The organism is Citrobacter sp. 21OH12SH02A-Citro (assembly GCF_027919895.1).
GTDB lineage: Bacteria > Pseudomonadota > Gammaproteobacteria > Enterobacterales > Enterobacteriaceae > Citrobacter > Citrobacter braakii.
Genome location: NZ_CP114801.1, coordinates 2,168,161 through 2,184,564 on the forward strand (window position 1 = coordinate 2,168,161; position 16,404 = coordinate 2,184,564).

Sequence of the window (16,404 nt, forward strand, 5' to 3'; positions counted from 1 at the left end):
GGTACGTCTAAAATAATAATCAGGCAAATATTGTCATCAGATAGGCAATAAACAGTGCCAGATGCGCTGCACCGTTAAGCACATTGGTGCGTCCGGTGGAGAAAGAGATCTGACACAGAACCAGTGATGAAACCATCACAATCATCTCTGGCGCACCCAGCGCAAACATCAAATCATTCCCGGTTGCCCATGCAATCAGCGTCACCACCGGTACGGTCAGCGAAATTGTGGCTAATACCGAACCGAAGAATAAATTCATTGCCCGCTGTACCTGATTGCTCAGAACCGCTTTCAGTGCGCCCAGTCCTTCAGGCGAGAGGATCAGTAACGCGACCAGGAAACCCGTAAATGCGACTGGCGCATTCAGTTCAGTCAGCAAGGTCTCAAGCGGGCTGGCGTTCATCTTGGTCACGGCAATAACAGCGATCAGATGAATGATAAGCCAGGCGGCGTGCCACAGATTGCTGTGCGCAGACGGCTTACCGTGATGCGGGTCATCGTCGTCACCCTCGTCTTCATGCTCGTAAATGAACAGACTTTGGTGCGTTTTAGTTTGAATCAGCAAAAATACGCCGTACATCGCCGCAGAAATTAACGCCACCAACAGCGCCTGCGCGGTAGTGAAATTTGCCCCCGGCAACGCCATCGGGAATACCAGTACAATAATGGCCAGTGGGAACAGGGCGATTAAATACTGCTTAATACCAAATAGGTTCATATATTGAGTGGCAAATTTACGGCCACCTAACAGTAATGAAAAACCGACCAGACCCCCGGTTACGATCATAATGATTGAATACAGCGTATCGCGCATGAGCGTAGGTGCGGCATCGCCGGTTGCCATTAATGCGGAGATTAAGCTGACTTCAAGAATAACAACGGACAAACTGAGGATCAGCGACCCGTAGGGTTCGCCAAGTCGATGCGCTAATACGTCCGCATGACGGACAACGCTGAATGCGCTGCTTAATATACCAATAAGGGCCAGCGCATTAATACCGATGACCACTGGTAGTGACTGACTGCTCCCCCAGAAGAACAGGATTACCAGCGCCAAAATCGGGAAGACGAGAGAGGTCTCCTTGTGGCGGGTTTTTACCGCCTCATGTGCTTGTGTCATTGCATTAATTCTCCATCTCTGCAGGTATTTATAATTATAAAAAGTATTAAAGAATGTAAAAAATAACAGAAAACGCGGTTTTGTAGGTGACATTTTACGAAATTTTACTACATCACCTATTTTCCCTCTCAAAGCGGCCAAAAACCAATTTCTTGTTTATAGACTGTTTAATTAACAGAAGGTTAGGTAAAGAAAATTTCTAAAAATGTCCATTATTGGCGTCTCGCCGCATTGTTAACCACACTTAAGGTTTAGCCTAAAAAGAGGAGTTCACAATGCCCTATAAATCTAAAAGCGATCTGCCTGACAGCGTGCAGCACGTTCTGCCAGCCCATGCTCAGGACATTTATAAAGAAGCTTTCAACAGCGCCTGGGAACAGTATAAAGACAAATCTGACCGCCGTGACGATGCCACCCGAGAAGAGACGGCACATAAGGTGGCGTGGGCCGCGGTTAAAAATGATTACCAAAAAGGTGATGATGGTAAATGGCATAAAAAGACGTAACAGTATCAATTATAATGCCTTTATAAACTCGCGTGCATCAGGCGTTAGCGAATCGTGCTACGCCGCGCGGTTACTGGCTTGCAAGCGAGCGGTGAATTGCCTATTGTCCAGCTATTGGTTTCAAAATGAGCAGTAAAAAAGCCCGGAAGGCGTCAAAAAAGTTGTCGCAGGGAAGCAGCAGTGGCGGAGGTGTAAGGTGTTAACGCGTGATTTTTTATTGAATGCCGACTGTAAGACGGCATTTGGTGCTATTGAAGAATCACTACTCTGGTCAGCGGAACAACGTGCAGCCTCACTGGCCGCCACGCTCGCTTGTCGACCAGATGATGGACCGGTGTGGATCTTCGGTTATGGATCGTTGATGTGGAACCCGGCCTTAGAGTTTGAAGAGTCCTGTACCGGCACATTAGTCGGCTGGCACCGTGCATTTTGTCTGCGCCTGACGGCGGGGCGAGGAACGGCGTGTCAGCCAGGCCGCATGCTGGCCCTGAAAGAGGGCGGACGTACCACCGGTGTGGCCTACCGCTTGCCGGACGCGTCGCTGGAACAAGAGCTTTCTCTGTTGTGGAAGCGAGAAATGATCACCGGATGCTATCTGCCGACCTGGTGCCAGCTGGCGCTTGATGACGGCCGTACGGTGAACGCGCTGGTGTTTATTATGGATCCGCGCCATCCGCTGTTTGAGTCAGACACGCGCGCGCAGGTGATCGCGCCGCTTATCGCCGCGGCCAGCGGACCTTTAGGCACCAATGCCCAGTATCTGTTCTCGCTGGAACAAGAGCTGGTCAAGCTGGGGATGCAGGATGATTGTCTTAATGATCTGGTGATCACGGTCAAACGATTGTTGGGAGAGAACCTGCCGGAAGGCGTTATGCGGCCAGGGTTTGCCTGAACCCGGCGTGGAATTGTATGCCCGAAAGCCAGGTGCTTTTCGGGCATGTCACGCTTAGGCTGCAATATAACTTATCGAATGCTCAAGCGACTGACTGTGGCTGTCGATCAGCACGTTCCAGACGCCGGTATAGGGCACGGTCAACCATGCGTTATCACGATCCTGCACGCTTAAGATGTCGGACTGCGTGTCTTTGACGTGATTTTTTTCGCTCATCAGATGGATGTGACAGCGCTCGGAACAGCGCACAACCACCGTATCGCCACCAAATAACTTTAAACTTGCCTTCACTATTGCCATTTTTCACCCCGTTCTTGAAAACAACGTACTTTCTGTCGAAAGTGCTGCGTGATGTTGTTCACATTTCACTCATTGCATAACACCAAAGGGGGAGCAACAGGATGCTGATTTTGATCAAAAAATGGCATAACGATTAAACAAAAGTGACAAAACACCTCAAAAGGGTTGAACGGGCGTGCTAACGTTCAACGAAACCGCGCCCATCAAATATTAAATCCGGAAATTATCGACACTTTCAGTGCGCTTGCCTGAAAACGGTGTATCAGAAGGTCAACACTTTATCTGCAGCCAGCGTCCATTGAGCCAGTTCTACCAGCGTGCCGACGGCCACTCCATCAATTAACGGCAGCGCCGTGATCCCACGACCATCGGTGCAGGTTTTGCATAGTTTTACCGGAACATTTTGCGCTGTCAGGATCTCCAGCATTTGCTGAATATTGTAGCCCTCCGCGGGTTTCTGACCACGTAATCCTGCGGTTACGGCGTCAGACATTAAAAACAGACGCAGGTCGAGACCGGCTTCCTGTTCGCGCAGGGCGATAGCCAGACGCAGGCTGTTAAATAACGATTCGCTTCCATAAGCCGCTCCGTTCGCGACGATCACTATCTTTTGCATTTTTACTCCTGTTACTGCATGTAAGCGTTAATAACCGACACGTATGTTACACCTATTTCTCAATGCCAGGATAATGCCGAAAAAAGGGGGAGGGGCTGAAAATCAACGCTGAAAAACGTTATGGTTTAAGATAAGTATGCCACTGTGGCTAATTGATGTAAGAAACCACTAACGATTTGAGCCGTATTATCTGTTCTTCTCTTGCTGTATTCGCACTCTTGCCGCTGGCAGGCGGTACTGCTAACGCGCAGTCGTCCTTTGTGCACCAGGCTGAAAACCCTTTCGATAACAATAGTGATGGCTTGCCCGATCTTGGCATGGCCCCGGAGTCGCGGGCAGGCGAAAAGCATTTTGCCGAAATGGTCAAAGCGTTTGGTGAAGCCAGCATGACTGATAACGGGCTTGATACCGGTGAACAGGCGAAGCAGTTCGCGTTTGGCCAGGTGCGTGATACGGTCAGTGAACAGGTGAATCAGCAACTGGAATCCTGGCTCTCTCCCTGGGGAAATGCCAGTATCGGGTTGCAGGTTGATAACGAAGGCAGTTTTACCGGGAGTCGGGGAAGCTGGTTTGTGCCGTGGCAGGACAACCAACGTTATCTTACCTGGAGCCAGCTAGGAGTGACGCAACAGGACGACGGCTTAGTCAGTAATGCGGGGATTGGGCAACGTTGGGTACGCGACGGTTGGTTACTGGGTTACAACACCTTTTATGACAACTTACTGGATGAAAATCTGCCCCGGGGAGGCCTCGGCGCGGAGGCATGGGGCGAATATTTGCGCTTATCCGCTAACTATTATCAACCGTTGTCTTCCTGGCAGGATCGTTTTGCAACCCAGCAACAACGGATGGCCCGCGGCTACGATCTGACCGCGCAAATGCGGATGCCGTTCTATCAACACCTCAATACTAGCGTCAGCGTGGAACAGTATTTTGGCGACCGGGTGGATCTATTTCATTCGGGAACCGGGTATCACAATCCGGTGGCGGTGAACCTCGGGCTGAGCTATACACCGGTGCCGCTAATCACGGTGACAGCGCAGCATAAGCAGGGGGAAAGCGGCATCAGCCAGAATAACCTCGGCTTAACCCTTAGTTACCGTTTTGGCGTGCCGTTAAAAAAACAGTTGATGGTCAGTGAGGTGGCGAACAGCCGTTCACTGCGCGGCAGTCGTTATGACGATCCGCAGCGTAACAATTTGCCGACGCTGGAGTATCGCCAGCGTAAAACGCTGTCGGTATTTTTGGCCACGCCACCCTGGGATCTCAAACCGGGAGAGACGGTGGCGCTGAAGCTGCAGGTGCGTAGTTTGCATGGGATCCGCCACCTGACGTGGCAGGGCGATACTCAGGCGTTGAGCTTAACGGCTGGCAGCAATAACCGAAGCGCGCAGGGCTGGACGATTATTATGCCGAAGTGGGACAGCAGAGAAGGTGCGACGAACCGCTGGCGGTTGTCTGTGGTGGTAGAAGATGAGCAGGGCCAGCGTGTCTCTTCCAATGAGATCACGCTATCACTGACCGAACCGTTTACTACCGTTTCGGAAAATGATCCTCGTTAACAATGACGCATGCGCGCGTTATCAGAAAATACGTTCCTGGTGCACCCATACCGCGGCTTCAACACGTGATTTGAGCTTCATTTTCTTCAGCATATGCTTCACGTGAACTTTTACCGTGCTTTCGGTGATGTCCAGGCGGCGGGCGATCATCTTGTTAGGCAGGCCCTGGGCGATGAGCTTAAGAATATCGCGTTCGCGCGGCGTCAGTTGGGTAACATCACGGTCGGACGTTGCACGATTGGCGCGTAGGCTGGCGGCCAGAACCGGCGTTAAGGCTTCGCTCAGCACCATTTCACCGGCAGCCGCTTGCTGCAATGCTTTCAGCAAATCTTCCGGCTCCATATCTTTCAGCAGATAACCGTCGGCACCGCGCTTCAGTGCAGTAACCACGTCTTCTTCATGGTTGGATACGCTAAACACGACGATACGGCCTGACAGTGATTTCTCACGCAGCTTGTCGAGTGTTTCCAGACCGTTCATGCCGGGCATGTTGAGATCAAGAAGGATCAGATCGGGATCAAGGGATTCTGCCAGCTCGATACCCTGCTCACCATTGCTGGCTTCGCCGACAACGGTGATATCGGGCGCCATGCTGACAAGCTGTTTTACACCGGTTCGCAGCATCGGATGATCGTCGATCAACAGGATGGTTGCCGGTTCCAGATTACTCATGGGTATCTCCTTGGACTTCTGTGAAGTTTGTTTCGGGAATAAAAGTGACAGCAACTTCAGTACCGCCTGTCTCGCGACGGCGTACACGGCAATCGCCGCGCAAGCTTTGCGCACGGTCGCGCATGATTATCATGCCGTAGTGGTTACTGCGTTCGGCGTTTTCCGGTACGCCGCAGCCGTTATCTTGCACTGTAAGTTTGACCTGCTTACCATTTTGCACCACCGTCACGACCACTTCATCGGCCTGAGAGTGTTTGAGGGCGTTGCTCAGGGCTTCGCGCGCAATTTGTAGCAGGTGAATCGCCTGATGCGAAGGGACCAGACGCGGTGGCAGCTGATAATCCAGCTTAACCGTAAAGCCAAAACGTGCGCTGTATTCCTGACAGCTGGCTTCCAGCGCCGGTCTCAATCCAGGTTCCGTCAGCTGTAAACGGAAGGTCGTTAACAGCTCGCGCAGTTGCGCCCAGGAGGCGTTTAGCTCGTTACGAATCTGACTGAGCAGCTCGCGGCAGTTATCTGAAAGCGCATCGCCCTGCATCTGCAAACAGCTCACCTGCATCTTCATACAGGAGAGCGATTGTGCAATAGAATCATGAAGTTCGCGCGCAATGGTGGCACGCTCTTCCATCACGATCAACTGCTGCTGACGCTCCTGATGCCTGTCGAGTGCAAGCGTTGCGGTCAGTTGCTCAACCAGGGTATCAACCAGTTGCTGCTGATCGTGGCTGAGATGGCGTCCGTACGGCAAAGTCGCGAGCAGGATACCATACTGGGTATGGGCGTCGGTTAGCCGCCATTTCAGTGTGATACCGCCGTCAATGGCGGGTAGCGTACCGCGCGGACACAAATGGCAGCCTTTCTCATCACAGCTAACATTGGACTGGCAGGTAAATTCCTGATGATTATCTTCATCTTCCAGATCATAGACCCGCAGTTCAATATCATGCAGCAGGGTCAAATTTTGCAGGCCGTTCAGTACCGGAGAGAGGCGTTCGCACAACGGCACCTGAGAGTGCAGGCGGCGGTTGGCTTGCCACAGGAAAGAGAGGATCTGATTTTTGTGCTCCAGACCCGCCGTTTTCTCCTGTACCCGCTGTTCCAGCACCGCGTAACTTTCGGCCAGTTCTTCCGACATATTATTCAGCGCCGAGCCCAGCGCTGCCATCTCATTACGTCCACTGATATGTGCGCGTTGGGTAAAATCACGTTGACTGACGGCTCGCGCCATCGCCAGCAGTTGTTTCCACGGCTGTAACAGGCGCACGCGCAGCCAGATAATGGTGAAGACCAGCAGCAATGCCATAAATACGGCCATCAGGCGATGCAGCAAGACGACGCGTTCAATGCGTAACTCGGTGGTATGGTCAAAGGCGGTGACCAGCTTATCCAGTCCGCCCACAAAGCGCCTGACATCCTGCGCTACCGCATCAGGCGTTTGCGCATGCGCAAGCCCCGGTGCCAGTTTGGTGTGCCAGTAATCCTGTAAGGCTTTTAACTGCGCCTGTTGTCCGTCACGCTGCGCGGCACGCGTCAATTCCGGGCTAAACGCCGTTTGCTCCATTTCATCCAGCAGTGGTTGATCGTTGGCGTCCAGCGGTATGGCCGCCAGCAGGCGATAGCTTTGCATGCGCAGCGATCCCGCTTTGTTGATTGCATGCGCGCTACCCTGAACGCCCTGAACCAGCCAGCCAGAGACTGCCATACCCGCCACGCCGATGGCAGTAGACAATAAAACAATCAGCGCCACCTGGTTGACCAGCGTAAGCGGGGAAAGACAACGTTTAAACATGGTGACTTGTTCCTTCGGGTTTTCGTAAAACCGAAAACCTTATTGAATGACGATTCTGCTGCAGGCAGTGGCGTTATTCTCGGCGATACACTGGAGTATACCCATACCTCAAACGGGCTACCCCTTAATTGCCGCCAGAGGGAGAGATCCTAAACGAGGGGGAGTAGGGGACGACAGAAGCGTGAAAAACCACATCTTTTTTACCGAAGTTATGTACTCATTTAGGATGATGATAAATTTCAGGCATCAATAATGACACCTTTTCCTTTGATTTATATCAACTTACCTCCAGCTGTAAACCCTAATGTGGCAGGCATCGAAACAAGTATCAGAGGTGTCTATGAGTCACTCATCTGCCCCGGAAAGGGCATCTGGAGCTGTAATTACTGAATGGCGGCCGGAAGATCCCGCCTTCTGGCAGCAGCGTGGTCATCGAATCGCCAGCCGTAACCTGTGGATTTCCGTCCCTTGTTTGCTGCTGGCGTTTTGCGTGTGGATGTTATTTAGCGCCGTGGCGGTGAACTTACCGAAAGTCGGATTTGATTTCACCACTGAACAACTGTTCATGCTGACGGCATTACCTTCGGTGTCCGGCGCGCTGCTGCGTGTACCGTACTCCTTTATGGTCCCCCTGTTTGGTGGACGTCGCTGGACGGCGTTCAGCACCGGTATCCTGATCATTCCTTGCGTATGGCTAGGTTTTGCGGTGCAGGATACCTCCACGCCATTTAGTACCTTTATCATTATCTCGCTGTTGTGCGGTTTTGCCGGTGCGAACTTTGCCTCCAGCATGGCAAACATCAGCTTCTTCTTTCCAAAACAGAAACAGGGCGGCGCGCTGGGTCTGAACGGTGGTTTGGGTAACATGGGCGTCAGCGTGATGCAGTTGGTCGCTCCGCTGGTGGTTTCACTGTCAATCTTTGCCGCATTTGGCAGCCAGGGTGTTGAACAACCGGATGGTACGCAGCTGTATCTGGCAAACGCCGCATGGATTTGGGTACCGTTCCTGGCTGTATTAACGTTGGCTGCATGGTTTGGTATGAATGAACTGGCAACCTCAAAAGCTTCGCTGAAAGAGCAACTGCCGGTGCTGAAACGCGGGCACCTGTGGATTATGAGCCTGCTGTATCTGGCAACCTTCGGTTCATTTATCGGTTTCTCTGCCGGTTTCGCGATGCTGTCAAAAACGCAGTTTCCTGAGGTACAGATCCTGCATTACGCCTTCTTTGGACCGTTGATTGGCGCCCTGGCACGTTCAGCAGGCGGCGCAATCTCTGACCGACTGGGGGGGACCCGCGTAACGCTGGTGAACTTCGTGCTGATGGCTATTTTCAGTGCCTTACTGTTCCTGACGCTGCCATCAAACGGTGTCGGTGGCAACTTTATCGCCTTCTTTGCGGTGTTCCTGGCGCTGTTCCTGACGGCTGGTCTGGGGAGTGGTTCAACCTTCCAGATGATCTCCGTCATCTTTCGCAAGCTGACGATGGACAGAGTGAAAGCTGAAGGCGGTTCAGAAGAGAAAGCGATGCGCGAGGCGGCGACCGACACCGCGGCGGCGCTGGGCTTTATCTCAGCTATTGGTGCGATCGGCGGCTTCTTTATCCCGAAAGCATTCGGTACGTCCCTGGCATTAACTGGCTCTCCGGTCGATGCGATGAAAGTATTCCTGATCTTCTATGTCGCCTGTGTGGTTATCACCTGGGCGGTGTACGGACGTCATTCTAAAAAGTAAAAAAAGTAGTAACTGTTGATTATCCATTGCGCGGTGTTAGACCGCGCTTTTTTTTGCCCGCTATTAGTTACAACATACTTTTATATTGTGACGCGACAACAGCCTGTTAGAACGGTGCTCGTAATATGCTAAACAGGGGGGATACCCCTTAATACCCACTTATAAAGAATTTAACATTTGTATGATAAGTGAGTTTAAAAAACTCAATAAAATTCAATATGTTGATTGATTTATCGATATCCCACTAAGGGGGTATGTCAAAATCGGCCCTCAATTTTCATCCCTGCCTGCCTTGATCGTTATCAATTCTCACGCCCTTTCAGAGCGTTACCTTCGCTCTCAATCAAGCAATGTCGATTTATCAGAGAGCCGTCAGGCTCCTACAGGAGAAAACCGATGAGTAAATTCCTGGACCGGTTTCGCTACTTCAAGCAGAAGGGCGAAACCTTTGCCGATGGGCACGGCCAGCTTCTCAATACCAACAGGGACTGGGAGGATGGATACCGCCAGCGTTGGCAGCATGACAAAATCGTGCGTTCAACCCACGGTGTAAACTGCACCGGCTCATGCAGCTGGAAAATCTATGTGAAAAATGGTCTGGTGACCTGGGAAACCCAGCAAACTGACTACCCACGCACTCGTCCAGATATGCCCAACCACGAGCCTCGCGGCTGCCCGCGTGGTGCAAGCTATTCATGGTATCTCTACAGCGCTAACCGTCTGAAATACCCGCTGATGCGCAAACGTCTGATGAAGATGTGGCGTGAAGCAAAAAGACTGCACAGCGATCCGGTAGATGCATGGGCATCCATTATCGAAGACGCCGATAAAGCAAAAAGCTTCAAACAAGCGCGTGGTCGTGGTGGATTCGTTCGTTCTTCCTGGCAGGAAGTGAATGAGCTGATTGCCGCATCTAACGTTTACACCATCAAAACCTATGGTCCTGACCGCGTCGCAGGCTTCTCGCCGATCCCGGCGATGTCGATGGTTTCTTATGCGTCCGGCGCACGTTATATGTCGCTGATTGGCGGGACCTGCCTGAGCTTCTATGACTGGTACTGTGACCTGCCGCCAGCTTCCCCGCAGACCTGGGGCGAGCAGACCGACGTACCGGAATCTGCCGACTGGTATAACTCCAGCTACATTCTGGCATGGGGCTCTAACGTACCGCAGACCCGTACCCCGGATGCGCACTTCTTTACTGAAGTTCGTTATAAAGGCACCAAAACAGTAGCAATTACCCCGGACTACGCAGAAATCGCCAAACTGTGCGACCTGTGGCTGGCTCCGAAGCAGGGAACCGATGCGGCGATGGCAATGGCGATGGGTCATGTCATGCTGCGCGAGTTCCACCTCGATAACCCGAGCCAATATTTCACCGACTACGTACGTCGTTATACCGACATGCCAATGCTGGTGATGCTCGAAGAGCGCGACGGCTACTATGCTGCTGGTCGTATGCTGCGTGCTGCGGATCTGGTTGACTCTCTGGGCCAGGAAAATAACCCGGAATGGAAAACTGTCGCTTTCAACAGCAACGGCGAAATGGTTGCGCCGAACGGTTCAATTGGTTTCCGTTGGGGCGAAAAAGGCAAATGGAACCTTGAGCAGCGCGATGGCACATCCGGTGATGAAACCGAACTGCAGCTCAGCCTGCTGGGTAGCCAGGATGATATCGCTGAAGTGGGCTTCCCGTACTTTGGCGGCGAAGGCACCGAGCACTTCAGTAAAGTCGAACTGGAAAACATTCTGCTGCATAAATTGCCCGTTAAACGCCTGCAACTGGCCGATGGATCTACGGCGCTGGTGACCACCGTTTACGATCTGACTATGGCCAACTACGGCCTGGAACGTGGTCTGAACGATGAAAACTGCGCGACCAGCTACGATGATGTGAAAGCGTACACGCCAGCGTGGGCAGAAAAAATTACAGGCGTATCACGTTCTCAGATTGTACGCATCGCCCGTGAATTTGCGGATAACGCAGATAAAACGCACGGTCGTTCGATGATTATCGTCGGCGCCGGTTTGAACCACTGGTACCACCTCGATATGAACTATCGTGGCCTGATCAATATGCTGGTGTTCTGTGGCTGTATCGGCCAGAGCGGCGGCGGCTGGGCCCACTACGTAGGGCAGGAAAAACTGCGTCCGCAAACCGGCTGGCAGCCGCTGGCGTTTGCTCTTGACTGGCAGCGTCCGCCTCGTCATATGAACAGCACCTCCTACTTCTATAACCACTCCAGCCAATGGCGCTATGAGACGGTGACTGCGCAGGAACTGCTGTCCCCGATGGCAGACAAATCCCGCTATAGCGGTCATTTGATTGACTTTAACGTTCGCGCTGAACGTATGGGCTGGTTACCGTCTGCGCCGCAGTTAGGGACTAACCCGCTGTATATCGCGAAAGAAGCGCAGAAAGCAGGTATGACGCCGGTGGACTACACCGTTAAATCCCTGAAAGAAGGTTCTATTCGCTTTGCGGCAGAGCAGCCGGAAAACGGTAAAAACCATCCGCGTAACCTGTTTATCTGGCGTTCAAACCTGCTCGGTTCTTCCGGTAAAGGCCACGAGTACATGCTCAAGTATCTGCTGGGTACTGAACATGGTATTCAGGGCAAAGATCTCGGCCAGCAGAGCGGCGTGAAGCCAGAAGAAGTGGAATGGCAGGATAACGGACTGGACGGCAAACTGGATCTGGTCGTTACGCTGGACTTCCGCCTGTCGAGTACCTGTCTGTATTCCGATATCGTGCTGCCGACCGCTACCTGGTATGAAAAAGACGACATGAATACCTCGGATATGCATCCGTTTATTCATCCTCTGTCTGCGGCCGTTGACCCGGCCTGGGAATCGAAGAGCGACTGGGAAATCTATAAAGCCATCGCCAAGAAATTCTCTGAAGTTTGTGTGGGCCACCTCGGTAAAGAAACCGACGTCGTTACGCTGCCGATACAGCACGACTCCGCCGCTGAACTGGCGCAGCCGCTGGACGTGAAGGACTGGAAAAAAGGGGAATGCGACCTGATTCCAGGTGTTACGGCGCCGCACATCATGACCGTTGAGCGTGATTATCCGGCAACGTACGAGCGTTTCACCTCCATCGGTCCATTGATGGAAAAAATCGGTAACGGCGGTAAAGGGATTGCCTGGAACACCCAGAGCGAAATGGATCTGCTGCGTAAGCTCAACTACACCAAGGCTGACGGTCCGGCGAAAGGCCAACCGATGCTGGATACCGCCATTGATGCTGCTGAGATGATCCTGACGCTGGCTCCGGAAACTAACGGTCAGGTTGCCGTTAAAGCCTGGGCGGCGCTGAGTGAATTTACCGGTCGTGACCATACGCATCTGGCGCTGAATAAAGAAGACGAAAAAATTCGTTTCCGCGACATCCAAGCGCAGCCGCGCAAAATTATCTCCAGTCCGACCTGGTCAGGTCTGGAAGATGAACATGTGTCTTATAACGCCGGTTATACCAACGTTCATGAGCTGATCCCATGGCGTACGCTGTCTGGTCGCCAGCAGTTGTATCAGGATCACCAGTGGATGCGTGACTTCGGTGAGAGCCTGCTGGTGTATCGTCCGCCAATCGACACCCGTTCGGTGAAAGCGGTGATCGGCGAGAAATCTAACGGTAACCCGGAAAAAGCGCTCAACTTCCTGACGCCGCACCAGAAATGGGGTATCCACTCCACCTACAGCGACAACCTGCTGATGCTGACGCTGTCTCGCGGTGGTCCGATTGTGTGGATGAGTGAAGTTGATGCGAAGGATCTGGGTATCGAAGATAACGACTGGATCGAAGTCTTCAACAGCAACGGGGCGCTGACGGCGCGTGCAGTTGTCAGCCAGCGTGTGCCGGCCGGGATGACCATGATGTACCACGCGCAGGAACGTATTGTTAACCTGCCGGGTTCTGAAATCACCCAGCAGCGCGGCGGGATCCACAACTCGGTAACCCGTATTACGCCGAAACCAACTCACATGATCGGTGGTTATGCGCAACTGGCATACGGCTTTAACTACTACGGTACCGTCGGTTCAAACCGCGATGAGTTCGTAGTTGTACGTAAGATGAAGAACATTAACTGGTTGGATGGCGAAGGCAATGACCAGGTACAGGAGAGCGTAAAATGAAAATTCGTTCACAAGTCGGCATGGTGCTGAATCTCGATAAGTGCATCGGCTGCCACACCTGTTCAGTGACCTGCAAAAACGTCTGGACCAGCCGTGAAGGTATGGAGTACGCCTGGTTCAACAACGTCGAAAGTAAGCCTGGCGTTGGCTTCCCGAACGACTGGGAAAACCAGGAAAAATGGAAGGGCGGTTGGATCCGTAAAATCAATGGCAAGCTGCAGCCGCGCATGGGTAACAAAGCACTGCTGCTGGGTAAAATCTTTGCTAACCCGCATCTGCCGGGCATGGATGATTACTATGAGCCGTTTGATTTTGACTACCAAACGTTGCACAACGCCCCAGCAGACAGTAAGGCGCAGCCGATTGCCCGTCCGCGTTCGCTGATCACCGGTCAGCGGATGGATAAAATCACCAGCGGTCCGAACTGGGAAGAAATTCTGGGGGGCGAGTTCGAAAAACGCGCCAAAGACCAGAACTTCGAAAACATGCAGAAGGCGATGTACGGTCAGTTCGAAAATACCTTCATGATGTATCTGCCGCGTTTGTGTGAGCATTGCCTTAACCCGGCGTGCGTGGCGACCTGCCCAAGCGGCGCTATCTACAAGCGTGAAGAAGATGGCATCGTGCTGATCGACCAGGATAAATGCCGCGGCTGGCGTATGTGTATCACTGGCTGCCCGTATAAGAAGATCTACTTCAACTGGAAGAGCGGGAAATCTGAGAAGTGCATTTTCTGCTACCCGCGTATCGAAGCCGGTCAGCCGACCGTTTGTTCCGAAACCTGCGTAGGCCGTATTCGTTACCTCGGCGTACTGCTGTATGACGCAGATGCGATCGAAAGTGCGGCAAGCACGGAGCACGAGAAAGATCTGTACCAGCGTCAACTGGACGTGTTCCTCGATCCAAACGATCCGGCTGTTATTGAACAAGCGCTGAAAGATGGTATTCCGCTGAGCGTCATTGATGCTGCACAGCAGTCGCCGGTTTACAAAATGGCGATGGACTGGAAGCTGGCGCTGCCGCTGCATCCGGAATACCGCACGCTACCGATGGTCTGGTACGTGCCGCCTTTGTCACCGATCCAGTCTGCCGCCGATGCGGGCGAGCTGGGCAGCAACGGTATTCTGCCGGACGTTGACAGTCTGCGTATCCCGGTTCAGTACCTGGCGAACCTGCTGACCGCAGGCGACACTCAGCCGGTACTGTTGGCGCTGAAACGTATGCTGGCGATGCGTCACTACAAACGTGCGGAAACCGTTGACGGTAAAGTTGATACCCGTGCGCTGGAAGAGGTGGGCTTAAGCGAAGCGCAGGCACAGGAAATGTATCGTTATCTGGCGATTGCTAACTACGAAGATCGTTTCGTGGTACCGAGCAGCCATCGTGAACTGGCGCGTGACGCGTTCCCGGAGAAAAGCGGTTGTGGCTTTACCTTCGGTGACGGTTGCCACGGTTCTGATACTAAATTCAATCTGTTCAACAGCCGCCGCATCGACGCTGTCGATGTGACCAGCAAAACGGAGCCGCACCAATGATTGAACTTGTCATTGTTTCGCGTCTGCTCGAGTACCCGGATGCTGCCTTGTGGCAGCATCAGCAGGAACTTTTCGATGCACTCGCGTCATCTGAGAACCTGGATAAAGAGGATGCCCAGACTCTGGGCATTTTCCTGCGCGATCTCACCGCGCAGGACATGCTGGATGTGCAGGCAAGCTATAGCGAACTGTTTGACCGTGGCCGCGCCACCTCGTTGTTGCTGTTTGAACATGTACACGGCGAGTCCCGCGATCGTGGTCAGGCTATGGTTGACTTGATGGCGCAGTATGAACAGCACGGTCTGCAGCTCGACAGCCGCGAACTTCCCGATCATCTGCCGCTGTATCTGGAATACCTTGCGCAGTTGCCGAAAAGCGAAGCATTAGGGGGGTTACAGGATATCGCGCCGATTCTGGCGCTGCTCAGCGCTCGCTTGCAACAGCGTGAAAGCCGTTATGCGGTGCTGTTCGATCTGCTGTTAAAACTGGCGAATACTGTTATCGACAGCGATAAAGTGGCTGAAAAAATTGCAGATGAAGCGCGTGACAATACCCCACAAGCGCTGGATGCGGTCTGGGAAGAAGAGCAGGTGAAATTCTTCGCCGATCAGGGGTGTGGTGAGTCGGAAATTTCCGCTCACCAGCGTCGTTTTGCCGGGGCTGTTGCGCCGCAGTATCTGAATATCACCACCGGAGGACAGCAATAATGCACTTCCTGAATACGTTCTTCTTTGACATCTATCCATACATCGCGGGTTCTGTCTTTCTGATTGGCAGTTGGCTGCGTTATGACTATGGGCAGTATACCTGGCGCGCGGCTTCCAGTCAGATGCTGGATCGCAAAGGGATGAACCTGGCGTCAAACCTGTTCCACATCGGGATCCTGGGGATTTTTGCCGGGCACTTCCTTGGCATGCTGACACCACACTGGATGTATGAAGCGTGGCTGCCGCTTGAAGTGAAACAAAAGATGGCGATGTTCGCGGGTGGTGCCAGTGGTGTGATGTGTTTGATTGGCGGCGTCCTGCTGCTGAAACGCCGCCTGTTCAGCCCACGTGTGCGGGCGACCACTACCGGAGCGGACATTCTGATCCTCTCCCTGCTGGTGATCCAGTGTGCGCTGGGCCTGCTGACCATTCCGTTCTCCGCCCAGCATATGGACGGCAGCGAGATGATGAAGCTGGTGAACTGGGCGCAGACAGTGGTGACCTTCCAGGGGGGGGCGTCTCAATATCTGGATGGCGTCGCGTTCATTTTCCGTATGCACCTGGTGCTGGGTATGACGCTGTTCCTGTTGTTCCCGTTCTCGCGTCTGGTGCACATCTGGAGCGTTCCGGTCGAATATCTGACGCGCAAATACCAGATTGTTCGTGCGCGTCATTAATCGGTTATCTGTGTAAGACAAAACCCCGCTCCGGCGGGGTTTTTTTACGACTAATTGCCGGATAAGCATTGTGCATCAGGTAAATTGCCGACCCGAATTGAGGCTTGATCGAGGGTCGGGTATGGGGCATTACAGATGGATGGGATGCTGGTGCTT

Annotated in this window: 13 protein-coding genes; 8 read left to right on the forward strand and 5 right to left on the reverse strand. The window is 52.9% G+C overall.

The features are described from left to right. Positions 1-19: 19 nt before the first annotated feature. Complete coding sequence (chaA, locus tag O6D90_RS10525; RefSeq protein ID WP_271143300.1) at positions 20-1,120, reverse strand: sodium-potassium/proton antiporter ChaA; 1,101 nt, start codon at positions 1,118-1,120, stop codon at positions 20-22. 275 nt (positions 1,121-1,395) lie between these two features. Here chaA and chaB point away from each other — a divergent pair, with 275 nt between their 5' ends. After that, complete coding sequence (gene chaB / locus O6D90_RS10530; protein WP_016153288.1) at positions 1,396-1,626, forward strand: putative cation transport regulator ChaB; 231 nt, start codon at positions 1,396-1,398, stop codon at positions 1,624-1,626. A gap of 196 nt (positions 1,627-1,822) precedes the next feature. Continuing rightward, entirely contained in the window at positions 1,823-2,518 is a 696-nt protein-coding gene (locus O6D90_RS10535; protein ID WP_016156738.1) for a gamma-glutamylcyclotransferase, read from the forward strand. Positions 2,519-2,572: 54 nt separating this feature from the next. On the opposite strand, the gene O6D90_RS10540 is transcribed toward O6D90_RS10535, so the two are convergent. Both O6D90_RS10540 and O6D90_RS10545 read right to left on the reverse strand, forming a co-directional pair. Continuing rightward, entirely contained in the window at positions 2,573-2,818 is a 246-nt protein-coding gene (locus O6D90_RS10540; protein WP_016156737.1) for a DUF1883 domain-containing protein, read from the reverse strand. A 262-nt stretch (positions 2,819-3,080) separates the two neighbouring features. Continuing rightward, positions 3,081-3,434, reverse strand: coding sequence for a DsrE/DsrF/TusD sulfur relay family protein (locus tag O6D90_RS10545; RefSeq protein ID WP_016156736.1), 354 nt, complete (start codon positions 3,432-3,434; stop codon positions 3,081-3,083). Between the two features lie 176 nt (positions 3,435-3,610). On the opposite strand from O6D90_RS10545, the gene O6D90_RS10550 reads away from it, so the two are divergent. Further along, complete coding sequence (locus O6D90_RS10550) at positions 3,611-4,996, forward strand: YchO/YchP family invasin (protein WP_071600324.1); 1,386 nt, start codon at positions 3,611-3,613, stop codon at positions 4,994-4,996. A gap of 21 nt (positions 4,997-5,017) precedes the next feature. Here O6D90_RS10550 and narL read toward each other — a convergent pair whose 3' ends face one another. Together narL and narX are read right to left on the reverse strand one after the other, a co-directional pair. Further along, positions 5,018-5,668: a two-component system response regulator NarL gene (narL, locus tag O6D90_RS10555; protein WP_003020756.1), complete on the reverse strand. Its 651-nt coding sequence runs from the start codon at positions 5,666-5,668 to the stop codon at positions 5,018-5,020. Beyond that, on the reverse strand, positions 5,661-7,457 hold the full coding sequence (gene narX, locus O6D90_RS10560; RefSeq protein WP_016156734.1) for a nitrate/nitrite two-component system sensor histidine kinase NarX: 1,797 nt from the start codon (positions 7,455-7,457) through the stop codon (positions 5,661-5,663). Before narX ends, narL begins: the two co-directional genes overlap by 8 nt. 340 nt (positions 7,458-7,797) lie before the next feature. Here narX and O6D90_RS10565 point away from each other — a divergent pair, with 340 nt between their 5' ends. The 5 genes from O6D90_RS10565 to narI all read left to right on the forward strand — a co-directional run bounded on the left by O6D90_RS10565 (position 7,798) and on the right by narI (position 16,248). Further along, the gene (locus O6D90_RS10565; RefSeq protein WP_016153284.1) at positions 7,798-9,189 is read left to right on the forward strand and encodes a NarK family nitrate/nitrite MFS transporter; all 1,392 of its coding nucleotides are present in this window, start codon (positions 7,798-7,800) and stop codon (positions 9,187-9,189) included. 396 nt (positions 9,190-9,585) lie between these two features. Further along, complete coding sequence (locus O6D90_RS10570; protein ID WP_016156733.1) at positions 9,586-13,329, forward strand: nitrate reductase subunit alpha; 3,744 nt, start codon at positions 9,586-9,588, stop codon at positions 13,327-13,329. After that, on the forward strand, positions 13,326-14,864 hold the full coding sequence (gene narH, locus O6D90_RS10575; RefSeq protein WP_003833388.1) for a nitrate reductase subunit beta: 1,539 nt from the start codon (positions 13,326-13,328) through the stop codon (positions 14,862-14,864). Before O6D90_RS10570 ends, narH begins: the two co-directional genes overlap by 4 nt. Beyond that, complete coding sequence (gene narJ / locus O6D90_RS10580; protein WP_271143301.1) at positions 14,861-15,571, forward strand: nitrate reductase molybdenum cofactor assembly chaperone; 711 nt, start codon at positions 14,861-14,863, stop codon at positions 15,569-15,571. Before narH ends, narJ begins: the two co-directional genes overlap by 4 nt. After that, complete coding sequence (gene narI, locus O6D90_RS10585; RefSeq protein WP_016153281.1) at positions 15,571-16,248, forward strand: respiratory nitrate reductase subunit gamma; 678 nt, start codon at positions 15,571-15,573, stop codon at positions 16,246-16,248. Before narJ ends, narI begins: the two co-directional genes overlap by 1 nt. Positions 16,249-16,404 lie beyond the last annotated feature (156 nt).

Excerpts from the sequence above, each read along its gene's own strand:
- O6D90_RS10545 (WP_016156736.1), bottom strand. The coding sequence starts at position 3,434 with ATGCAAAAGATAGTGATCGTCGCGAACGGAGCGGCTTATGGAAGCGAA.
- O6D90_RS10565 (WP_016153284.1), top strand. The coding sequence starts at position 7,798 with ATGAGTCACTCATCTGCCCCGGAAAGGGCATCTGGAGCTGTAATTACT.
- narJ (WP_271143301.1), top strand. The coding sequence starts at position 14,861 with ATGATTGAACTTGTCATTGTTTCGCGTCTGCTCGAGTACCCGGATGCT.
- chaA (WP_271143300.1), bottom strand. The coding sequence starts at position 1,120 with ATGACACAAGCACATGAGGCGGTAAAAACCCGCCACAAGGAGACCTCT.
- narL (WP_003020756.1), bottom strand. The coding sequence starts at position 5,668 with ATGAGTAATCTGGAACCGGCAACCATCCTGTTGATCGACGATCATCCG.
- chaB (WP_016153288.1), top strand. The coding sequence starts at position 1,396 with ATGCCCTATAAATCTAAAAGCGATCTGCCTGACAGCGTGCAGCACGTT.
- O6D90_RS10570 (WP_016156733.1), top strand. The coding sequence starts at position 9,586 with ATGAGTAAATTCCTGGACCGGTTTCGCTACTTCAAGCAGAAGGGCGAA.
- narX (WP_016156734.1), bottom strand. The coding sequence starts at position 7,457 with ATGTTTAAACGTTGTCTTTCCCCGCTTACGCTGGTCAACCAGGTGGCG.
- narI (WP_016153281.1), top strand. The coding sequence starts at position 15,571 with ATGCACTTCCTGAATACGTTCTTCTTTGACATCTATCCATACATCGCG.
- narH (WP_003833388.1), top strand. The coding sequence starts at position 13,326 with ATGAAAATTCGTTCACAAGTCGGCATGGTGCTGAATCTCGATAAGTGC.
- O6D90_RS10540 (WP_016156737.1), bottom strand. The coding sequence starts at position 2,818 with ATGGCAATAGTGAAGGCAAGTTTAAAGTTATTTGGTGGCGATACGGTG.